The sequence below is a fragment of the Streptomyces sp. LUP47B genome, assembly GCF_001746295.1.
In the GTDB taxonomy this organism is placed as follows: domain Bacteria; phylum Actinomycetota; class Actinomycetes; order Streptomycetales; family Streptomycetaceae; genus Streptomyces.
In genome coordinates, this window is the sequence record NZ_MJAH01000009.1 from 268,370 (window position 1) to 286,157 (window position 17,788).

Annotated in this window: 13 protein-coding genes; 11 read left to right on the top strand and 2 right to left on the bottom strand. The window is 68.9% G+C overall.

The features are described 5' to 3' along the window. The first annotated feature begins 38 nt into the window (after positions 1-38). The 7 genes from rpmJ (at position 39) to truA (ending at position 5,699) form a co-directional block, all read left to right on the top strand. Positions 39-152: a 50S ribosomal protein L36 gene (gene rpmJ / locus BFN33_RS27525; RefSeq protein ID WP_003998809.1), complete on the top strand. Its 114-nt coding sequence runs from the start codon at positions 39-41 to the stop codon at positions 150-152. A 185-nt stretch (positions 153-337) separates the two neighbouring features. After that, a complete protein-coding gene (gene rpsM, locus BFN33_RS27530) occupies positions 338-718 on the top strand; it encodes a 30S ribosomal protein S13 (RefSeq protein WP_057607907.1) in 381 nt (126 codons plus the stop codon). A gap of 69 nt (positions 719-787) precedes the next feature. Further along, a complete protein-coding gene (rpsK, locus tag BFN33_RS27535; protein ID WP_003956432.1) occupies positions 788-1,192 on the top strand; it encodes a 30S ribosomal protein S11 in 405 nt (134 codons plus the stop codon). 256 nt (positions 1,193-1,448) lie between these two features. Further along, positions 1,449-2,471, top strand: coding sequence for a DNA-directed RNA polymerase subunit alpha (locus tag BFN33_RS27540; RefSeq protein WP_003966937.1), 1,023 nt, complete (start codon positions 1,449-1,451; stop codon positions 2,469-2,471). A 181-nt stretch (positions 2,472-2,652) separates the two neighbouring features. Next, the gene (gene rplQ, locus BFN33_RS27545) at positions 2,653-3,174 is read left to right on the top strand and encodes a 50S ribosomal protein L17 (RefSeq protein ID WP_069762821.1); all 522 of its coding nucleotides are present in this window, start codon (positions 2,653-2,655) and stop codon (positions 3,172-3,174) included. Positions 3,175-3,348: 174 nt separating this feature from the next. Continuing rightward, a complete protein-coding gene (locus tag BFN33_RS27550) occupies positions 3,349-4,770 on the top strand; it encodes a hypothetical protein (RefSeq protein ID WP_069762822.1) in 1,422 nt (473 codons plus the stop codon). A gap of 74 nt (positions 4,771-4,844) precedes the next feature. Beyond that, positions 4,845-5,699: a tRNA pseudouridine(38-40) synthase TruA gene (gene truA, locus BFN33_RS27555; protein ID WP_069762823.1), complete on the top strand. Its 855-nt coding sequence runs from the start codon at positions 4,845-4,847 to the stop codon at positions 5,697-5,699. Between the two features lie 90 nt (positions 5,700-5,789). Here truA and BFN33_RS27560 read toward each other — a convergent pair whose 3' ends face one another. Beyond that, complete coding sequence (locus BFN33_RS27560; RefSeq protein ID WP_069762824.1) at positions 5,790-10,196, bottom strand: choice-of-anchor D domain-containing protein; 4,407 nt, start codon at positions 10,194-10,196, stop codon at positions 5,790-5,792. A gap of 232 nt (positions 10,197-10,428) precedes the next feature. Then, a complete protein-coding gene (locus BFN33_RS27565; RefSeq protein ID WP_069762825.1) occupies positions 10,429-11,643 on the bottom strand; it encodes a right-handed parallel beta-helix repeat-containing protein in 1,215 nt (404 codons plus the stop codon). A 390-nt stretch (positions 11,644-12,033) separates the two neighbouring features. Here BFN33_RS27565 and BFN33_RS27570 point away from each other — a divergent pair, with 390 nt between their 5' ends. From BFN33_RS27570 to BFN33_RS27585, 4 genes are read left to right on the top strand one after another with little or no spacing between them, the layout of a single operon-like run. Continuing rightward, complete coding sequence (locus BFN33_RS27570; protein WP_176742482.1) at positions 12,034-13,566, top strand: glycosyltransferase family 2 protein; 1,533 nt, start codon at positions 12,034-12,036, stop codon at positions 13,564-13,566. Then, positions 13,563-14,570: a glycoside hydrolase family 26 protein gene (locus BFN33_RS27575; RefSeq protein ID WP_069762826.1), complete on the top strand. Its 1,008-nt coding sequence runs from the start codon at positions 13,563-13,565 to the stop codon at positions 14,568-14,570. The genes BFN33_RS27570 and BFN33_RS27575 overlap by 4 nt, the downstream gene beginning before the upstream one ends. Then, positions 14,567-16,243, top strand: a complete 1,677-nt coding sequence (locus BFN33_RS27580) for a hypothetical protein (protein WP_088245407.1) — start codon at positions 14,567-14,569, stop codon at positions 16,241-16,243. The genes BFN33_RS27575 and BFN33_RS27580 overlap by 4 nt, the downstream gene beginning before the upstream one ends. Next, positions 16,240-17,781, top strand: a complete 1,542-nt coding sequence (locus BFN33_RS27585) for a glycosyltransferase family 39 protein (RefSeq protein ID WP_069762827.1) — start codon at positions 16,240-16,242, stop codon at positions 17,779-17,781. Before BFN33_RS27580 ends, BFN33_RS27585 begins: the two co-directional genes overlap by 4 nt. Positions 17,782-17,788 lie beyond the last annotated feature (7 nt).

Consider the following 17,788-nt stretch of genomic DNA (forward strand, 5'->3'; position numbering starts at 1 on the left):
GGCGGGGTGGTGGCACTGACCCGGAGAACCTCAATCCCATGAAGGTCAAGCCGAGCGTCAAGAAGATCTGCGACAAGTGCAGGGTGATCCGCCGTCACGGTCGGGTCATGGTCATTTGCGAGAACCCGCGCCACAAGCAGCGCCAGGGCTGACGCACGACCGACCCTCTGCTCTCGCAGAGTTTCGCGCGACGCAAGTTGAACATGTTCATACGCAGAGCCCAGACGTACTTCGTCTGACACCCCCGGTTCGGAGGCCGGGGACCCAGTTCGTACCTGGTACGGCGGCTGGGAGCCGGTTCTGCGGAAGACCTCCGAAGATCACCAGGAGCCATTGAATGGCACGCGTTTCCGGTGTTGACATCCCGCGCGAAAAGCGCGTGGAGGTCGCCCTGACCTACGTGTTCGGTATCGGCCGTACTCTGTCCCAGCTGACGCTGGCCGAGACCGGCATCGACCCGGACACCCGCGTTCGCGACCTCTCCGAGGAGCAGCTCGTCGCGATTCGTGAGTACGTCGACAACAACTTCAAGACCGAGGGTGACCTCCGCCGCGAGGTCCAGGCCGACATCCGCCGCAAGGTCGAGATCGGCTGCTACCAGGGCCTGCGGCACCGCCGTGGTCTGCCCGTCCGTGGTCAGCGCACCAGCACGAACGCTCGTACCCGCAAGGGCCCGCGTCGCGCCATCGCCGGCAAGAAGAAGCCGGGCAAGAAGTAGTCCTCAGCGGACAACGCTTCATCAGCGGTCTTCGCTGTAGGACCGACCACCTCCCCGTAGGAGAAGTAGATGCCCCCCAAGGGTCGTCAGGGCGCTGCCAAGAAGGTGCGCCGCAAGGAAAAGAAGAACGTCGCTCACGGCCACGCGCACATCAAGAGCACGTTCAACAACACCATCGTCTCGATCACGGACCCCTCGGGCAACGTGATCTCCTGGGCCTCCGCCGGCCACGTCGGCTTCAAGGGCTCGCGCAAGTCCACCCCCTTCGCCGCGCAGATGGCCGCCGAGTCGGCCGCCCGCCGCGCGCAGGAGCACGGCATGCGCAAGGTGGACGTGTTCGTCAAGGGTCCCGGCTCCGGCCGTGAGACCGCGATCCGCTCCCTCCAGGCCACCGGCCTCGAGGTCGGCTCGATCCAGGACGTCACGCCCACTCCGCACAACGGCTGCCGTCCGCCCAAGCGCCGCCGCGTCTGACGCGGGCCGCGTCTGGCGCAGGCCTTGGCTGCGGTCGGTCGGCTGGGGGTGTGGGGGTCGTCCCCCACATGTCGCAGTACGGCTGCCGTCCGCCCAAGCGCCGCCGCGTCTGAGGCCAGGTTGTCTTGAGGTCGCGGGCGGTACGGCTCTTCGGGGCGGTACCGCCCGTACCCTTGCAGTACCCGCACTTTTCACCGGGTGCGGTCCGTCGGGCGTCAAATAGCGGGCGTCCACGAAAGAAGGATCTGATCCACTCATGCTGATTGCTCAGCGTCCGTCACTGACCGAAGAGGTCGTCGACGAATTCCGCTCCCGGTTCGTGATCGAGCCGCTGGAGCCGGGCTTCGGCTACACCCTCGGCAACTCCCTCCGCCGCACCCTCCTCTCGTCGATCCCCGGCGCTGCTGTCACCAGCATCCGTATCGACGGCGTTCTGCACGAGTTCACCACCGTGCCGGGCGTCAAGGAGGACGTCACCGACCTGATCCTCAACATCAAGCAGCTGGTCGTCTCCTCGGAGCACGACGAGCCGGTCGTGATGTACCTGCGCAAGCAGGGCCCGGGTCTGGTCACCGCCGCCGACATCGCGCCCCCGGCCGGTGTCGAGGTGCACAACCCCGACCTCGTCCTCGCCACGCTCAACGGCAAGGGCAAGCTGGAGATGGAGCTCACGGTCGAGCGTGGCCGCGGTTACGTCTCCGCCGTGCAGAACAAGCAGGTGGGCCAGGAGATCGGCCGTATCCCGGTCGACTCCATCTACAGCCCCGTGCTGAAGGTCACGTACAAGGTCGAGGCGACCCGTGTCGAGCAGCGCACCGACTTCGACAAGCTGATCGTCGACGTCGAGACCAAGCAGGCGATGCGTCCCCGTGACGCCATGGCCTCCGCCGGTAAGACCCTGGTCGAGCTGTTCGGTCTCGCCCGCGAGCTGAACATCGACGCCGAGGGCATCGACATGGGCCCGTCCCCCACGGACGCCGCCCTTGCCGCTGATCTCGCCCTGCCGATCGAGGAGCTCGAGCTCACCGTTCGGTCGTACAACTGCCTCAAGCGTGAGGGCATCCACTCCGTGGGTGAGCTCGTCGCCCGCTCCGAGGCCGACCTCCTGGACATCCGCAACTTCGGTGCGAAGTCCATCGACGAGGTCAAGGCGAAGCTGGCCGGCATGGGCCTGGCCCTCAAGGACAGCCCGCCCGGATTCGACCCGACCGCCGCCGCGGATGCCTTCGGCGCGGACGACGATGCAGACGCCGGGTTCGTCGAGACCGAGCAGTACTAAGAGCTCGGGCCATCCGGTCCGTTCTTGGGTGCGGGAGCGCTGTGCTTGATCGCGCAGTTCCCCGCGCCCCTTCCGGGAGCGCTCCTTCGGGGCTGCTCCCGGATCTCCGACTAGCACCCGCTTGCTCGGATACTGACCCCGGTACCTGATACGGCCGGGGCAGACACCTAGGAGAGACACCATGCCGAAGCCCACCAAGGGTGCCCGTCTGGGCGGCAGCGCCGCGCACGAGAAGCTGCTTCTCGCGAACCTCGCGAAGAGCCTCTTCGAGCACGGCCGTATCACCACCACCGAGGCGAAGGCGCGCAAGCTGCGTCCGTACGCCGAGCGTCTGATCACCAAGGGCAAGAAGGGCGACCTTCACAACCGCCGTCAGGTGCTTCAGGTGATCACGGACAAGAGCATCGTCCACACGCTCTTCACCGAGATCGGCCCGCGCTACGAGAACCGCCCCGGTGGCTACACCCGCATCACCAAGATCGGTAACCGCCGTGGCGACAACGCGCCCATGGCCGTCATCGAGCTGGTCGAGGCGCTGACGGTCGCGCAGGCCGCGACGGGTGAGGCCGAGGCCGCCACCAAGCGTGCCGCCAAGGACGCCGAGGCTGCTCCGGCTGCCGAGGAGACCAAGGTCGACACGACCAAGGCCGACGAGGCTGAGGACGCCACCGAGGCTCCGGCCGAGGAGTCGAAGGACGCCTGACGCTCTCGTGGCGTTGTGACGTTCTCGCGTTGTGACGGGCCCGCCCCTTTGGGGGGCGGGCCCGTTCGCGTTGCGCGGACGCGAGTGGGAGGGCAACCTCACAGCGGGCTCATAGGTCATGCATACGCGTCGCCGATCCGGGGGCGCGCCAGATGTCTGACTTACGGGGGTCCCATGACGTCTCTCGCCGCTGTGCGGCGCACCATCTCCGCCTTAGCGCTGGCCGCACTGGCCGGTACGGCGCTCGCCGTTCCGGCCGCCGCCCAGGAGGAACCACTGGCGGTCTCCGTCACCGGGCCCGACAGCGTGAACCTCTCGCTGCAGCCTGAGGCCGGCGAACCCGGTGAACCGGGCGAGCCGCAGATCGAACTCGGACTCCGGGCGCCCGGCGAGGCCGTACCGGACGATGACGGAGTCATCTGGCCGATCCACAACGGCGAGTACACGGTCACCGTGGACGCAAGCTCCCTGGCCGGGGTCGCCGCGGTGGACTTCTCCGGCCTCGGCGGCTGGCAGGGCTGCTCCGTCGACGGGCTGGTCGCCACCTGCAGCCGGTCCGAGATCTACGCCGGCCAGGACTACAACGACCTCGGTGGCATCCGTCTCGACGTGACCGACGAGAGTGCCGCGGGCGACTTCGGCACCATCTCCGTCACCGCCGCGGGCGAAGGGCTGGCCTTCACCGGGCACACGGTGGACGTCCTGGTCGGCGGTCCCGAGCTGCGGATGAAGCAGCTGACCGAGCCCGAGGGCTTCCGGGCCGGCGACACCTTCCAGGCACCGCTGAGCTTCCGCAACCAGGGCGGCCTGGGCGGCAAGGGCGTCGTGCTGCGGGTCTCCGGCACCCGGGGCCTCTCCTTCCCGAGCACCTTCGGCAACTGCTGGTACGACCCGCGTGACCCCGATGATCTGCGCGGGTGGTCCACGGCACTGTGCGTCTTCGACAGCGAGTTCGCGGCGGGGGCGGCCTACGGGCTGAGCGCCCCCTTCCCGATCGGGACGGCCGGCTTCGCGCTCTACGACTCGATGTCGTACTCCTTCAGCGCGGTGCCCGCCGACAAGGTCGCCGACCTGCTGGCCGCGGGCGACTACCAGCCGGGTACCGGGCCGGAGCTGGGGCTGGTGCGGCAGCCGGACGCCGATCCGTCGGGCTACACGCAGTACGCGGAGATGGACTTCCCGACGAAGAACACCTTCGACCTCGACCTGACCGGTGAGCGGCTGCGGGCCCGCAAGGGGCAGACGGTGTCGGTGGACGTCGGCTTCGCCAACCACGGGCCCGCCTGGCTGGCCCTGCTCCGCTCCGGCGGCGAGCCGATCTCCTTCTGGGTGGACCTTCCCCCCGGGACCACGGCCACCACGGTTCCCGAGGCCTGCCGTCCCGCCGGCTGGGAGGGCGCCGAGGGCGACTACCTCTGCGACATCGACACCCCGATCCTGGAGGACGCCTCCCGCACCTTCACCTTCGGCCTGCGCGTCGACGAGGTGATCAAGAACGCCACCGGCCGGGCGTTCTTCGCGTACACGATGCCGAACGAGGGCAATCCGGCGAACGACTCCGGCGCCATCGTGCTGAACCCGAAGGGCCGAGCCTGATCGTCGGCGCCTCCGGTCGTGCGGGCCCGCCCCCTCGGGGCGGGCCCGTCCCGCGTTCCTGAGAGGATCCAGGGGTGAGCGACGAAGTACAGCCCGGTTGTGTCCGTGTCCGCCTCGACCTCTCCTACGACGGAACCGACTTCTCCGGGTGGGCCAAGCAGGCCGGGGGACGGCGGACCGTACAGGGTGAGATCGAGGACGCGCTGCGGACGGTGACGCGGTCGAAGGACGTGACGTACGAGCTGACCGTGGCCGGGCGGACGGATGCCGGGGTGCATGCGCGGGGGCAGGTGGCGCACGTGGATCTGCCGGAGGCGCTGTGGGGGGAGCATCAGGAGAAGCTGCTGAAGCGCCTGGCGGGGCGGTTGGCGAAGGATGTGCGGGTCTGGTCCTTGCGGGAGGCTCCGGCCGGCTTCAACGCGCGCTTCGCCGCTCTGTGGCGGCGGTACGTCTACCGGGTGGGGGACCGGCCCGGTGGCGTGGATCCGCTGCTGCGCAACCATGTGCTGTGGCACGACTGGGAGTTGGACGTCGCCGTCATGGACGCCGCCGCCAAGTCCCTCGTCGGGGAGCACGACTTCGCGGCGTACGCGAAGAAGCGTGAGGGCGCGACGACGATCCGCGAGATCCTGGACTTCGGGGTGCGGCGGCTGCCGGACGGTGTCGTCGAGATCGAGGTCCGGGCCGACGCCTTCTGCCACAACCAGGTGAGGTCGATGGTGGGTGCCCTGCTGTTCGTGGGGGACGGGCACCGGGGCGTGGAGTGGCCGCGGAAGGTGCTGGACGCGGGTGTCCGCGACAGCGCCGTCCATGTCGTACGGCCGCACGGCCTGACGCTCGAGGAAGTCGGGTATCCGGCGGACGAGTTGCTGGCGGCGCGCAACAAGGAGGCGCGGAACAGGCGGTCGTTGCCGGCGGCCGGGCGCTGAACCGGCTGCTGGCGGAGGACCGGAGAGTGAGGCGCCCCGCCCTGGCGCGTTGTCCGAGGGCGGGGCTGTTCAGCCGGGTCGCAGTCGTGCTCACTGCCTGACGGTGAAGTACTGCCAGGCCCCCCAGGTGCTGAGGTTGGTGTTGTCCCGGCTGCTGTGGACGTACTGCGCGGCCACGCGGTACCTGTTGTTGACGCCGTTGGTGAGGGACATCTGCTGGTGGCCGGTGCTGGTGGAGGTGAGGGCCGAGCAGGGCGAGGTGCTCTGCGTGTGCCAGGCGCCGCTGTAGTACCGCTGTACGCGGTAGAGGACGCACTGGCCGGCCTTCTTGGGCGAGACGGTGACGCCGAGCCGCTCCTTGGCGGTGCGGTGGTACACCCGGTAGAGGGTGCTTCCGTAGTGCGTGCTCGTGTAGTAGCCGGACAGCTTCTCCGCGACCCCCGCATAGGAGTGCACGGCGCGGGCGGCGGTCTTCGGGGCGTACCGGTAGTCGCCCGCGAACACCGCGCTGAACGTGGTGTTGCGGGTGAGCTTGTAGGACGCCGCCAGATTGCCGTGCGAGTCCACCGTCCCGGACTTCACCAGGACCTTCGTTCCGCTGTACGGCTGAGCGTAGATCGACACCGTACGACTGTTGTAGGTCGTACCGAGGTGCGCGGTGATCTTCGCGGACTGGCCGTAGGTGTACGTCGAGTGGTCCGTGGTGATGGTCAGGGACGTCGAGGCCCGGGACACCTGGACGGTGGCGGTGCTGCTGCCGGACTTGTGCGAGACGTCGCCGCCGTAGGACACCTTGTAGGTGTTGGCGCCGCCGATCTGCGGGGTGTCCGTGAACTTGAACGAACCGTCCGTGGCGACCTTCGCGTCGGCGAGTGAGACACCGGATGCGTGCGCGAGGTCGGTCTTCGTCACCTTGACGACCTCACCGGCGATGAAGGGCGCGCCGGAGAGCTTGCCGGACACGGTCAGCGCGCCGGCCCGGCCGGCCGTGGCCGGAGCCGTCAGGGTGACCGAGGTGGGCAGCTTGGCGACCTGGACGAGGCCGGTGGCACTCGCCGCCTCGTGGGTGGCGTCCCCCGCGTAGCTCGCGGCGTACGTGTAAGTGGCTTCCGCCGGCGGGGTGTCGGCGAACGTGAAGGAGCCGTCCGCCGCGGTCGTCACATCGGGCAGTGCCGTTCCGTTCCTCGTGAGGTGGACGACCTGGCCCGCGGCCAGTGCCGAGGTCGAGTCCAGCGTGCCGTTGAGGGTCAGCGGCCGGCCCGGGACACCCGTGCTCGGGGCGGTGAGATGGAGCGAGGTGGCCGCCTTCGGCGGCGGGGGCGGTGGCGCCTCGCTGACGACCGGACCGCTCACCGTTTGCACGTCGGCAACGTCGGCGGTAGCACCGGACAGGGCGAGGAGCGAGGTGGATGTCAGCGTCGGTGTCGCGTCCATCACCTGCGTCCCGTCGATCCAGACATACAGGTGGCCGACGGCCACCTGTATGTCGACCTGATGCGTGCCCTGGCGCAGTGAGGTGCCGAGTCGGGCCACCGACTGGTAGTCGATCACCGATGAGCCCGCCGAACTGCGGCCGACGCCCACGAAGTTCTGTGCCTTGAGCGTGTTGTTCCAACTGGTGGCGAGCGCGATCACGGTGCCCGGCCGCCCCGCGATGCCGAGGCTGTCACCGGTCCCGCCCAGCGCCGAGGCGGAGTTCTGGGCCGGGTCGAGGAGAGAGAGCGTCATGCCCTTCCCGCCGCTGCCGGGACCGAACTTCGTGGTGAAGGTGGCCCGCAGACCGTCGGTCCGCAACGGCTTGGTGTACACAGCCGTGCCCGCCTGGTTGCTGGTGGCCGGGGTCAGCTGGACGCCGCCGCCGTCGGACGGCACCGCCGAGCCGTTGGTCTGCCACAGTCCGTCGGCGGTCGACGTGGTCGTGGCGGTGCCGGTGCCGGTGCCCTTGACCTGCACGTACATGGCGCCCTGGGCGTTGCCGTTCGTGTCGGTCCCGGTGCCGGTGACCTCGTAGGAGGCGCTCAGATCCGCAGCGGAACGGGGAGTGAACGTCACGCTTTGCACGGCCGTCTGCTCGGGACCGATGATCAGGCCCTCCGAGAGCTGCACCGGGCTGTTGAAGTCACCCGTGGGCGCCTTGGCCTTGGTCACCGTCACCGGGATGTTGCCCGTGTTGGTGATGGTGAACGACAGCGATTTCGAGCTCCCGATCGGCACCTGCCCGAAGTCCAGGGAGCTCGGGGAGAACTCCAGGTGTCCCTGCCCCGAGATGGCCGTCGCGCTGACCGGCACGCTCAGCGTGTGCGTGCCGCCGCCGCCGCTGCTGCTGACCACGAGCGCGTCGCTGTCGACCTGGTCGCCGGTCGGCGTGTAGGTGACCGAGAGAACGAAGGAGCCACCGGCGGGTACGACCGTGCCCGCGTTCGGCAGCCCCGAGGTGGAGAAGGCGCCGCCAGGCGAGTCGACCGAGTCGATGGTCTCCGGTGCGGTACCTGTGTTGGTGATCTGGAGGTTCAGCGTCGAGGTGCTCCCGGTGGGCACTTCTCCGAAGTCAAGGGCGGCGGGGGCCGCCCCGAGGCCGGGCCTGGTGCCGACGCCGTGGAGGGCGAAGACCAGCTTCTGGCCGTCGGACAGGTTCGCGGTCAGCGTGCCGTTGATGCCGCCGGTGGCGGTGGGGGCGAAGCTGATCGGTACGTCCAGGGTGGCGTCCGTCGCCAGCGCCGTGGGCTGCTCGGGGGTGGGTACGGCGGACGGGTCGACCGAGAACGCGCCGGAGGCTTTGAGCCCGGTGATGCTGACGTCCTGCGTGGCGGTCAGCTTCATGTCGGCCGAACTGCTGCCGCCCAGGCCGACCTGGCCGAAGTCCAGCGAGGCCGCGGTCAGAGCCGTCCTGGCCGGGCTGCCGAAGCCGTAGAGCACACCGTCCCGGGTGCCGACGTACACCTTGCCGCGCTCCGCGGTCGGCGTGCTGAACTTCGTCGCGGTGCCGATCGGTGCCGACCACAGCAACTGGAGATGGCCGTTGCCGTCGGGAGTGGGGCTGTAGGCGCGCAGGGTGCCGTCGGCGCCGGAGGCGTTGCTCGCGGAGGTCATCCACACCAGGGCACTGGACTCGTCCGTGCCGTCGGACGTGACCAGGGGAGATCCGCTGGTGTAGCCGAACGTGTCCTGGCTCTGGCCGGTGAGGGTGAGCGCGGGGGTACCGCCGTTGCGCACGCCGTACTTGAGCGCGCGCAGCGGTCCCTGGTTGCCGACGACGTAGACATAGCCGCCGTCGCCGCCCCAGAACGCGGGGTGTCCCCACATGCCCTGGTAGGGGCCGGACTTGCTCACCGCGGCGTCGCCACCCTGGGGGCCCTGCCCCATGCCGCCGAGGTTGTCGCGGTCGAGCAGGAACACCCGGCCGTCCTTGCCCTGCTGGACCAGCAGATGGGGGTGCTCGGCGGTACCGAAGCCGTCCGGCAGCGCCATCGGGGCGCCCGAGGAGATGTCCTGGTCGTTGAGGTCGAGGGTGGCGGCGTCGCTCGGGCTGAAGAAGTCGGCCGTACTGAGGCTGTTGTCCGCGCCGACCTGGAGGCGTACGACGGACTCGGCCAGGGTTCCCTGAACGGTCTTCCCCGGCCCGGGCGCCGGGCTGATGCCGTTCCCGGTGCTGAAGAAGATCCGGCCGGCACCGTCGGAGACCAGGCCGCCGCCCCCCTGCCAGATGCCGGCGCCGCCCGTGCTGGCACCGGTCACCGAGGCCCACATCGAGGTGATGCTGTGTCCGGTGGTGCTCACGCCGACCACATAGCCGCGGTACGGCCACGCGTCACAGTGGCCGCCGAAGCCCGCGTAGACGACGCCGTCCATCAACAGCAGGCCGGGGCGCTGCTGTTCGTAGTAGGCGTCGAACGCGTTGCCCGGGTCGTTGACGGGGCTTCCGGCGATGGTGACCGGCCACCCGGCGCGCTCGGCTCCGGAGGCCGGGTCCACCGCGTGCATCAGCCACTTCGGGTGGCGGTGCGTGGCGGTGCCGTCGTCGACCTTGGTGGTGAAGTAGAGGGAGCCGGTGGCGGAGTCGTAGACGGGGGTCGCGGTAGCGCCCACGTTGGGCACCAGGTCTCCGCAGCCGATCGCGGAGGCCGGCCACGCCGGTCCGTAGTTCTTGCTCCACTCGATCGCGCCGGTCGTGCGGTCGAGGCCGTACAGGGTGTTGCTCTCGGTGACCGCGATCACCTGGTCGCCCAGCACCAGCGGCTGAGCGTATATCTGCCCGTCCAGTTTGGTGGCGAAGAGCCGGCCGAAGGCGGACGACTGGACAGCTGCCGGGGAGAGCCCTGACTCGCTCTGGTCCCAGTTGGTGCGCAGGTTGTCGACGCCCTGGGTGGTCTGGTCGGCCTGGGCCGAGGACGCCACCAGGCCGATCGTCGTGCCGATAAGTGCCGCGGTGGCCACGGCCACGACGGAGAGCAGCCATGTGCGCCGCCGGCTGCGGTGACGGCCACCGCGTGCGGGCATCGAAAACCCGGGCAAATCGGGACCCCCCTCTGGCGTCCGCGCCCGGAACGGTCACAGGTACGGCACAAGCGTGAAGACTGAGTGGTTGTTCTTATCATCAGCCGACCTGATTGCGCACCAAGGGGGCGTACTTCGCATCGGGATCGTCATCCGGCTCGGTTGTGCGGAACAGGCGGTCGTTGCCGGGAGCGGGCCGGTGCTGAACGGCTGCTCCCGGCGGTGACCCGTTCCGTCAGCCGACACCCACGAGGGTCCCCTTCACGAACTTGGTGTTGCCGGTGCCGTCCCGCCAGGGGGACGAGACTCCTTGGAGATGGCCTGAGTTGACCACCACGTAGGCCGAGTTGTCGGCCCGCACGCCGTACTGGGGACTCGCCACCCCTGTTCCGTCGTCGTCCTTGCCCGTGAGGACGACCAGGCCGTCGGCCATGACCTTGCACTGGGAGCCGGCGACGCCCAGCCCGGCGTACCCGCCGCCACCGGCGCCCTTGTTCTTGCCGTCCCGGGTGAGGTTCGTGGCCGACAGCAGAAGGACTCCGGTCGTGTCCGTCGCGTGGACGTACATGCCGTTCCAGCCGTTCCGGTCGGTGGAGCACGCGACCATCTTGATCACCCCAGGCACGGACTCGATGTCGAATCCGTGCAGCGCGGACCACTCCGCGCGGCAACTGGTGAAAGAGGAGTTGCCCGCACCCGACATCCACCAGCCGCAGCCCCCGACTCCTAGTACGTACACGTCGTGGAAGACGGAGTCGGTGGAGTTGTTCAGCACGATGCCGTGGGAGCCGGTCCACAGTACGGAGACGCGGTCGTAGTGCAGGCAGAACGGTGCCTGGGGGCCGCCCGTGGCGTTGAAGTTGTACCAGGTGTTGATCCCGATGCCGGTGACGGCGCGGACGTGCACGTCCCGGAGCTGAAGGTGCTGGATCTGCCCGGTCGCGCGGATGCCGTCGATCTCGGCTCCGTCGCGGGGCAGGTCGGAGCCGTCGATGGACAGGGAGAAGATGCGCTGCGCGTTGGCCTGGACGGAATAGCCCCCCAGCTGCTGGTCCAGGATCTCCACGACGGCGTTTCCCGTGAACGACGGGAGGGGGCGGATGCCCACCACCGGGTTCCGGGCGCCGGGCTGGCCCTCGCCGCCGGCATGCGAGCCCTGCAGGGTCACGTACGGGCCTATGCGCAGGGGAGCGCTCGTCCGGTACACCCCCGCAGGAAGGACGGTGACATTCCCCGGCTGACAGGCGTCCAGCGCCGCCTGGAGCGCCACGGTGTCGTCGGTGGCGCCATCTCCCTTGGCGCCGTGGTCCTTGACGTTCACCCACCCCGCATCCGCCGCCGCCGCCACGGCGGCGGCGTCGCCGGCGGAGACCGCTGTGGCGGACAGGGCGATACCGCCCACCGCGACGGCTGATCTGAGGACGGAGCGTCGGGAGTTCGAACCGGTCATGTTGTGCCCCCCTGGGCTGCTCGAAGATCGGCAGCCAGTATCCACGCCTCGTAAGTGTGACAAGAAGCGCACAAGTGAACGTGTCTGCCCAGTGTGAGCAGGTGGGAAACGTGTTGGTTACACGATCTTTCAATGAAGAAAAGGGGCATAAGTTATATGGCGGGCTTATGTCTTCACGCGGCCCTTACGTCATTCACAGCCCTCGGATAACCTTCCTCGTCTAGCCCTTTTGTTCGAAAGGGGCTTCTTTGGGGTGGGGAACAAATCGGGCCTGTGGCCCGGAGGGTAGGAATGTCATCTATTGACTCTGCCCGCATGTCCGGAGCGACCGGTGCCGGGGGGCACCGATCCGCGCGGCGTGGAGGAAAGCGTGGCGCCGAGCAGGCGCCGATGGGGCTTCTGCCCGCGCCGCCCTCGCATGCGGAGAAGTATTCATACGTCAAGCGGCGCCTGTGGGTGCTGACGCTCGCCTCGATCGTCAGCTTCGGCTGCCTGACCGTCAGCCAAGTGGCGCTGGTCAAGGCCAGCCCGCTGATGTGGATCTTCGCGCCACCGGTGCTCTTCACGGTCGTCTACTACCTCGTGTCGCTGAAGGTGAACGGCTTCACGCGCGACTTCGACTTCGAGTACCACCAACAGCTCGTGCGCGGCTGGCGGCCCCCGGTCTATCCCAGCGTCGACGTCTTCCTGCCGGTGTGCGGAGAGCCCATCGAGGTGCTGCACAACACCTGGACCCATGTGCGGCAACTGGCCGACCGGTATCCGGGCGTGTGCGTGCCCTTCGTTCTCGACGACGGCGCGAGCCCGGAACTTGCCGCCATGGCCCGGGACTTCGGCTTCCGCTACGGCACCCGGGAGAACCGCGGCTGGTTCAAGAAGGCCGGCAATCTGCACTTCGGGTTCGGCCAGTCCGACGGCAAGTACGTCCTGATCCTCGACGCCGACTTCACACCGCGCTCCGACCTCCTGGAGGAGCTGCTGCCGTACATGGAGACCGACGAGCGCATCGGAATCGTGCAGTCCCCGCAGTACTTCCGGGTGCTGGACTCACAGAACTGGATCGAGCGCGGAGCCGGTGCCGTACAGGAGCTGTTCTACCGCTCCGTGCAGGTGTCCCGGCAGAACAGCGACGGCGCCATCTGTGTCGGCTCCTGTGCCATCTACCGGCGGGCCGCGCTGGAGACCAACGGCGGTACGACCCTCATCGAGCACTCCGAGGACGTGCACACCGGTTTCGACCTGCGCGGGCTCGGCTGGGACCTGAAGTACGTGCCGGTCGCGCTCTCCACGGGGGTGTGCCCGGACACCGCCGGGGCTTTCTTCAACCAGCAGTACCGCTGGTGCTCGGGATCGATGTCGCTGCTCGCCAGCAAGAAGTTCTGGGACGCGCCGATACGTTTCTCCAGTCGGCTCTGCTACATGTCCGGCTTCTTCTACTACATCCACACGGCGCTGTTCACCTTCTTCGCGCCGCTCGTGCCCGTCATGCTGCTGCTCACCAGCCCTGAGATGCTCCAGGTCAAGCACCTGGTCTGGGTGCTGCCCAGCATCGCCTACACCACCCTCGTCTTCCCGATGTGGCACAAGGCGCCGTACCGGCTGGAGGCATGGTCGGCACGGATGATGTACGGCTGGGCACATGTCTTCGCCATCTGGGACATCCTGCGCAAGCAGCGCATGGGCTGGCAGCCGACCGGCTCCAAGGGCGCGAAGAAGAACAAGACCCGCCGTTTCTGGCTGGGCATGTGGATCTGGAGCGGCGGCACGGCCGTGGTCTGGGTCGGAGCGGCCGTGTACCGCCTGTTCACCGGTTACCCGCCGGACTTCGCCCTCGTCCTGTCCTCCGGGCTGTTCTACGCGCTGGTCGTTGCGCGGGCGCTCATCCAGCCCAAGGAACACCACTCAGCAGGTGAGCCCGAATGATCCGTAGGACCGTCCTCCCGCTCTGCGTGGCGCTGATGTCCCTGGCGGGGGTCTCCGGCTGTGGTGTGCTCGGAGGCGACGACCCCGCCGCCCAGGCCGCGAAGGAACCGGCCGCCGGCTCCTCCTCCAAGGCACCCGGGGCGGAACTGCCGTACGACGTGAAGCCGCTGCTGCACCCGGACAAGGAGTACTTCGGGGTGGCCTTGGACGGTGCGCCCAGCTCCCTGAAGCCGGTGGACACCTTCGCCAAGACCGTCGGCAAGAAGCCGAACCTGGTCGGCTCCTACTCGTCGTGGGGTGACGGCTTCAACTCCAAGGGCGCCCAGAACGTCTTCGGCGACGGCGGCCTGATGTATGTGTCGTGGGAGCCGTTCAAGCCCGGCCTCGACAAGATCGCCGACGGCTCGCAGGACGGGTACATCAAGAAGTACGCGGACAGTGTGCGCAAGACGGACGTGCCCGTGGCGATCAGCTTCGGGCACGAGATGAACGGCCACTGGTATCCGTGGGGCACCAAGGACACCACCCCTGAGACCTTCGTGAAGGCGTGGCGGCACATTCACGACGTCTTCCAGGACGTCGGCGCCACCAACGTGATCTGGGTGTGGAGCCCGAACGTCATCAACCCCGTGCGTTCCGTGAAACTGAAGCCGTACTGGCCCGGTGACGCCTACGTCGACTGGGTCGGCGTCGTCGGCTACTGGACGCAGACCGGCGCTCACACCTTCGAGACCCTGTACGGCCCGACGCGCAGCCAGATCGACGCGTTCACCGACAAGCCGGTGCTGATCAGCGAGACCTCGTCGGAGCCCGGGGAGCGGCGGCGCGCCGATGTGCGCGACCTGCTCGCGGGTGTGAAGAAGGACAAGGACGTCATCGGCTTCCTGTGGTTCAACATCCCCAAGCGGGCCGACTGGCGCATCCAGAGCAGCCCGCTCGCGCTGGCCGAGTTCAAGCGCCTCATCGCGGACGACGACTTCGGATTCGAGGTGCCGCGTTCATGACGACGCAGCAACAGGACGGCGGCTGGTCGGAGCCCGGCCCGCACCAGGACGACTGGCAGCAGCACTACCCGCCCCACACCGACCAGCATCAGCAGGGCTACGGCGACCAGCAGGCCCACGAACAGCAGCAGACCTGCGGTGATCAGCAGGCGTACGGCTATCAGCAGCCCTATGCCGGGCAGCAGCACATCCCCCAGCAGCCGAGCCCCGCGCAGCAGTACTACGCGCGTCCCCACACGGTCGGCCCCGACGTCGAGTACTACGTTCCGGAGTACACGGTCGTCGAACCCGAGCCGGAGCCCGAGCCGGGCTATGTGCTCCCCGAGGTCGCGGTGTCGGCCTGGTCGGTCGACAACAGCCGCTCGGCATGGATCAGCCGAGGCGCCCTGGTCCTGATCCTGCTCGTGCAGGCAGGGCTGTCCTTCCGGCTCGACGGCAGCGCCTTCCCTCAAGAGGCGAAGTTCCTGATGTCCGACGGCGAGCTGTCAGGGCTGGTCTCTCAGCTCGGCCTCGCCGGGGCCCGGGCGCTGAGCCTGGCTTGGGCGCTCGGAGCCACGGCACTGCTGTTCGGCGCCACCCGGCTGCTGTTCAACGCGCGGGCCGGTCTCGCGGCCGCCGCCATGTACTCCGTGCTGGAGTCGACCGCCTTCACCGGCCGGTACGCCTCCCTGCACTCCCTGTCGCTGTTCCTGCTCGCCGCCGCCCTGTGGCTGCTGGCCAGGACCCGCCAGGCGAGCCCCGCGGCCGTGTTGCTCGCGGCGCCCTTCGCGGCCCTCGCGCCGTTCGCCGCGTACGCGGCCGCCCTGTACCTGCCCACGCTGACCGTGCTCGCCGTGCTGACCGCCTACCGGTTCCGCGGCGCGGGCGCCTTCGTGCGGGGCGCGCTGTTCGCGGCGGCCACCGGCGCACTGTGCTTTGCCGGAGTCCAGCTCGCCGGCACGCCGAGCGGTTGGAACGTTCAGAGCAGCGACAGCGCCCTGGAACTGCTGAAGGAAAGCGCCCAGTGGGGCGGAGTCGTCCTGCTGGTCGCGGTGATCGGTGCCGTCGGCTTCATCCGGCGGGCCCGGATGGGCGAGATGCCGTGGGCCGAGGGCACCGCGCCTGGTGCCATCCGGCGCTCCCTGCTCGGCCTGACCCTGTGTGCCACCGCTCTGCTCGCACCGCTCTACCAGGCCTGGCTGGGTAACGGCAGCTCGCTGTACGTCCACGTCGGCTTCGGACTGCTCTTCGCGGTGCCGATGGCGGGCCTCGGCGTCTCGCGGATGATGGGTGCCCACTTCCGGTACCCGCAGATCGGCATCATGATCTACGTCGCCACCCTGGTGATCGGCATGGCGCAGACCCGCGAGCTGTACCGGCCGCCGGACTCGGCCGCCATGATCGGTGCCCTGCGCGAGGTCGTGGACACCAAGGGCGAGTACCTGACGGACGACCCGGAGATCTCCGCCTACTACCTGCGGACGCACACGAAGCCCGCCCAGTGGCACCAGGCCGAGCGCGGGCCGGCCTTGTCGGCCGCCGTGAAGAGGGGCTCCTACGACGCGATCGTGCTGCGCGCCGACTCCGTTCCCGAGGCGCTGCGCGGCAACGCCGACTACCGGCTGCTGGCCCTGCTGCGGCCCTCCGACAAGGACGGCGGACAGGAGCCGTACCGGATCTGGGTGAAGCGATGACGGCATACACACCATCGGTCGACGAAACGGCCGCCCAGGAACCCGAGGACGATGCGTCCTCCGATCACCGCCGGTCCGCCGACGGTGCCGGCAGGGGCTCGGCGTGGCTCGCCTTCTTGCTGCCGGCGCTGGTCGCGGCTGCCTGCGTTGTGCCGGGGCTCGGCGGGCGCCAGCTGTGGCGCGACGAACACGCCACCTGGTGGGCGTCCACGATCTCGTGGCACGACCTCGGACGGCTGATCGGCAGCATCGACGTCGTGATCGCGCCGTACTACGCGGCGATGCATCTGTGGATCGACGTCGCCGGGGACTCGGCGGCGATGCTGCGGCTGCCGGAGGCGCTCGCCATGGCGGTCTCGGCCGGTCTGATCGGGCTGCTGGGACGCCGGATGTTCGCGGTGCGCACCGGGGTACTGGCCGGACTGCTGTTCGCGGTGGTGCCGATGATCACCCGATACGGTCAGGAGGCCCGGCCGTACGCCTTCGCGACGATGTTCGCGCTGCTGGCCACCCTGTGGCTGATCCGGGCGCTGGACAAGCCGAGTCTGCGCAACTGGACGCTGTACGGGCTCGCCATCGCGGCCACGGGATTCAGCCACCTGGTGGCGATGGCGGTGCTCGCCGGGCATGTGTGGCTCGTCTTCCTGGCCAAGAAGCGGGGCGACCGCATCGCCCACTACGCCTTCGCCGGCGCGGCCCTGCTGGGGCTTTCCATCACCTTCCCGATGGTGGCGCAGGGCACCGGGCAGAGCGGGCAGATCGCCTGGAACGTCACCACGACCAAGGACCTGACCCAGTTCCCGGACACTCTGTTCGGGTCCTGGATCACCGGCGGAGCGGTGATGGCCCTCGGTGTGGTCGGTCTCATGGTCGCCGGGCGGTACTCGGTGCTGCTTGCCGCCTGGGCCGTACTGCCGCCGGTCCTCACCTTCGTGACCGCCAACCAGCTGCACCTCTTCCTGCCGCGGTATCTGCTGTTCACCATCCCGGCCTGGACGCTGCTGGTGGCCGCCGCGCTCACCCGCCTCGTCGGCAGACTCGATCCCGAGGCCCGCCGGGGGACCGGCGCACAGGTCCTGAGCGGGCTGCTGGTCGCGGCCGTCGCGGCCGGGTACGCCTTCGTGGCGTGGCCGGCGATCGGAGACGCCAAGAAGGACCTGCCGATGGAACCGGACTTCCGGGGCGCGGCGAACGTCGTCGCGGCGGGCGAGAAGTCCGGCGACGGAATGATCTTCAACGGCGGGATGTCGGAGCGCCGGGCCATGGCGTACGAACTGCGGGACCGTAAGGCCCCCAAGGACGTGCTCATGGAGTACACCCCGCAGGAGAACGGGTCCTACGGCGCCACCGAGTGCCGTAAACCGGCGAGCTGTCTCAAGGGCACCGACCGGATCTGGCTGATCTCCACTGTCAGCGACGGGCGTCCGCCGCTCACCGGCATGAACGAGAAGACCGCGGCGGCGATCGAGAAGTCCTTCAAGGCCGGTCGCACGGTGAAGCTGAACCACATCGTGGTGCGGGTTCTCGAGCGCAAGTAGCGACCGA

What these genes read in the sequence shown, in the direction of transcription:
- rpmJ (WP_003998809.1), top strand. Translation starts at nt 39, where the DNA reads ATGAAGGTCAAGCCGAGCGTCAAGAAGATCTGCGACAAGTGCAGGGTG.
- rpsM (WP_057607907.1), top strand. Translation starts at nt 338, where the DNA reads ATGGCACGCGTTTCCGGTGTTGACATCCCGCGCGAAAAGCGCGTGGAG.
- rpsK (WP_003956432.1), top strand. Translation starts at nt 788, where the DNA reads ATGCCCCCCAAGGGTCGTCAGGGCGCTGCCAAGAAGGTGCGCCGCAAG.
- BFN33_RS27540 (WP_003966937.1), top strand. Translation starts at nt 1,449, where the DNA reads ATGCTGATTGCTCAGCGTCCGTCACTGACCGAAGAGGTCGTCGACGAA.
- rplQ (WP_069762821.1), top strand. Translation starts at nt 2,653, where the DNA reads ATGCCGAAGCCCACCAAGGGTGCCCGTCTGGGCGGCAGCGCCGCGCAC.
- BFN33_RS27550 (WP_069762822.1), top strand. Translation starts at nt 3,349, where the DNA reads ATGACGTCTCTCGCCGCTGTGCGGCGCACCATCTCCGCCTTAGCGCTG.
- BFN33_RS27560 (WP_069762824.1), bottom strand. Translation starts at nt 10,196, where the DNA reads ATGCCCGCACGCGGTGGCCGTCACCGCAGCCGGCGGCGCACATGGCTG.
- BFN33_RS27565 (WP_069762825.1), bottom strand. Translation starts at nt 11,643, where the DNA reads ATGACCGGTTCGAACTCCCGACGCTCCGTCCTCAGATCAGCCGTCGCG.
- BFN33_RS27570 (WP_176742482.1), top strand. Translation starts at nt 12,034, where the DNA reads ATGGGGCTTCTGCCCGCGCCGCCCTCGCATGCGGAGAAGTATTCATAC.
- BFN33_RS27575 (WP_069762826.1), top strand. Translation starts at nt 13,563, where the DNA reads ATGATCCGTAGGACCGTCCTCCCGCTCTGCGTGGCGCTGATGTCCCTG.
- BFN33_RS27580 (WP_088245407.1), top strand. Translation starts at nt 14,567, where the DNA reads ATGACGACGCAGCAACAGGACGGCGGCTGGTCGGAGCCCGGCCCGCAC.
- BFN33_RS27585 (WP_069762827.1), top strand. Translation starts at nt 16,240, where the DNA reads ATGACGGCATACACACCATCGGTCGACGAAACGGCCGCCCAGGAACCC.